This is a genomic window from Halalkalibacter alkalisediminis, from assembly GCF_028610705.1.
Classification (GTDB): Bacteria; Bacillota; Bacilli; order Bacillales; family Bacillaceae_D; genus Halalkalibacter; species Halalkalibacter alkalisediminis.
In genome coordinates this window covers 1-2,840 of record NZ_JAQQWT010000096.1, presented here as the reverse complement: position 1 = coordinate 2,840, position 2,840 = coordinate 1, and the positions used below count along the sequence as shown (strand labels likewise).

The following is a 2,840-nucleotide window of genomic DNA, read 5'->3' as shown; positions in this document are numbered from 1 at the left end:
TTTCTTGGTCAGAAAATCAAGCAAAGTTTGGACAACTAAGCCTGTCAATTTCTAGTCAAAAAACATTGTCAATAACACGCCACATTTGGTTTTATTATTGAAAATGACCAATAAAATAACGAGTTAAAGTTTTCCACAATGCTTGCATCGTCCCCGCCTTTTTAAATAATAGGCTAAAATTGCTATCCCTAGAGATATTCCCCATGGCAACCAGAACAAAAAAGGAACAAATTGTCCCCAATTTTCATTGGTAATTGAGCCATTAACCATCATAAATATGATTTGTGGACTGAGCTTTAGCCCCGTTATCGTAATAATAGACGACATCAACATTGCAGGAACCATAACAAACCAAATTGGAATTTGTTTACCTGCTAGAAAAAAACACCACCGTGGAAAAATCACTCCCCATCTCTGAATAAGTCCAAGAGTTAGAATTCCACCACCAATACATAATCCTCCCAGTATGGCTTCAACTATTGCATTGTCTTCATTCCCAACCATTGATGAGTCGTTTGTCCCCAAAGGAATTCCTAACGCCCATGCCCATCGGACAATACCGTATGGAAATGCCATAATAACGGCTAAATAGGTAAACCACTTTCCCCACTTTGCTGTTGCTTTTGCTGATGATCCTTCTGTAGCGTCATTCCTGCCACAATTGCCGCAAGCATTCTGTGTAAGACGAAAATATGCTATTGCAGAACCGCCCCATATGAACCCACCAACTATACAAAAAACTTGATTAATAACTCTCCAATCCAGCAGATCAAAGTGAAGTAAAAACAAATAAGCAAAGTTCTGCACAATTCGCGAATCTGGAACTATAAATATAAGCGTCACACTCATTATCCAAGCATAGGAGAGAAATATTGCACGATGAAAACGACTTCCCCATGTCATTTTCATCGCTATAGCTACCACTGTACCTACCAATCCAGCTATGGCAATGACTGGTCCCCCAACATCAACATTAAGATTTGATAAAAATGATCCCATCATTTCTGCCCGTGAATCGTTTTTACCGAAAGGAAATCCGTTGCCACCTAATAACCAGTACAGCCCGAGTAACCCGTATAAGAGGGACCATAGAGCAGCTGCATACCCAGACCACTGCGGCCAACGCGACAGCCAGGAAAAATGTGTTGTATTATTGATATTTATTTTCGGTTCCATTTACACCCTCCCTAAAGCATTTTCATAATAAAAATTAAAATGTCATACTCCAAGATATAGTAACCGTTTCAATTAATTGGGTTAACCTTCCATAAAGACTCTTGCTAATTTTACCATTATTTTCTCCCTGAATTAACCTCCCATTACAAGAAAATAACTTTATTCCTTGCTCCATAATCTGGCCCTTTTCATGAAGAAAGACGCTTTCCTTATTTCAGAAAAGCGCCCGTTCGTTTAAGTATATTTTTTCACAATCTTTCTTTACTTTTTTTATTAAAACGCGAAGCAACGGGACGGTTCTCATGCTTCCCTAGTGAGTTTATTGTTCGTCCCCATGCTTCCTTATGTTGATTAAATGTGAATATCTAATCCACCCGAGAGAGATCTTCTTCCTCACACTTGTGGATATCAGAGGTATGTGGACAAACCTCTGTATAAAGTGCTGGTTGTCCACTTGTTGTTGGTTGGATGTGCGTTTCTCTATTAGCTGCATTTTAACGAATCCACAGTTCTGGTATCATTAACGGTGAACAGACTATTTCCCTGCTTCCCCGGGAATGACAATTATTTTAATACCTATTGATTAAGGCCAGTGAAATGTACCACCATTGACATAGTTCTTATCACTAAATGACAAAGAATGTACCAGTTAATGACAGGCTGTTTACCAGTTTGTCTTTTGTATAATTAGTAAGATGTATATTGCCATTAACTAATGATGTTTTTGACAGTTTAATAATTGTTAATGATGTATAATTATCTATAGGTTAAGTTGTATATTAATTAATATTTATACTACTGGCAGTGAGGGATCGTTGAGCTAAAGGAGCCGTTTAGTCCTTATACAATTATGAGTAAAAATAAGGGGGAAACTAATATGACAAAGAGCAATAAGGAGTTATCACTAGAACAACGTGAAGAACTACTCAGAACTTTGAAAGCCCGTTTTGAGAAAAACATGAACCGACATAAAGGTCTTGAATGGGCTAAAGTACAAGCTAAGCTCGAAGCTAATACTGCAAAACTATGGTCGCTCAATGAAATGGAAGGAACTGGCGGTGAACCGGATGTTGTTGGCCATGATAAAAAGACGGGCGAATACATTTTTTATGATTGTTCAGCGGAAAGTCCTAAAGGTCGCAGAAGTGTTTGTTACGACCGTGAAGCGCTGGAGTCAAGGAAAAAACACAAACCTGAAAATAACGCTATTGATATGGCAACTGCCATGGGCATTGAACTATTAACGGAAGAACAGTACCGGGAGCTACAGAAACTTGAAAATTTCGATATGAAAACGTCGAGCTGGGTGCAAACACCTGCTAATATTAGAAAACTTGGCGGGGCCCTCTTTTGTGATCGTCGCTACGAAACTGTCTTTGTGTACCACAATGGAGCGGAATCCTACTACGCTGCAAGAGGTTTTCGTGGCTCGCTTAGGGCCTAATTTTGCACTGACAGCTAAATTTGAATATGAGAACGGATTACATAGGGAAAGGCTTTCATTTCATTCTTCAACTATGGGGTGCGTTCGGGGAGTGACAGGCACCAGAACCAAAGAAGACGGAAAGAAAGTGGCAGAAGTTGCATGGGAATTAGATCTTGCCGAGCAAACGTTGCATAATTGGGTGACTAAATTTAACAAAGAACAAGAAGCTGGCTTTGTT

The 2,840-nt window shown here is 39.2% G+C and carries 3 protein-coding genes; 2 read left to right on the top strand and 1 reads right to left on the bottom strand.

All coding sequences use genetic code 11. From position 1 onward, the window contains the following. Positions 1-123 precede the first annotated feature (123 nt). Positions 124-1,176: a hypothetical protein gene (locus PQ474_RS25915; RefSeq protein ID WP_273848464.1), complete on the bottom strand. Its 1,053-nt coding sequence runs from the start codon at positions 1,174-1,176 to the stop codon at positions 124-126. A gap of 877 nt (positions 1,177-2,053) precedes the next feature. On the opposite strand from PQ474_RS25915, the gene PQ474_RS25910 reads away from it, so the two are divergent. After that, positions 2,054-2,620 carry a DUF4256 domain-containing protein gene (locus PQ474_RS25910; protein WP_273848463.1) on the top strand — a complete coding sequence of 189 codons (567 nt, stop codon included), beginning with the start codon at positions 2,054-2,056 and terminating at the stop codon, positions 2,618-2,620. Positions 2,621-2,693: 73 nt separating this feature from the next. Beyond that, a partial coding sequence (locus tag PQ474_RS26755) for a transposase (RefSeq protein WP_420537708.1) occupies positions 2,694-2,840 on the top strand: 147 nt, incomplete at its 3' end.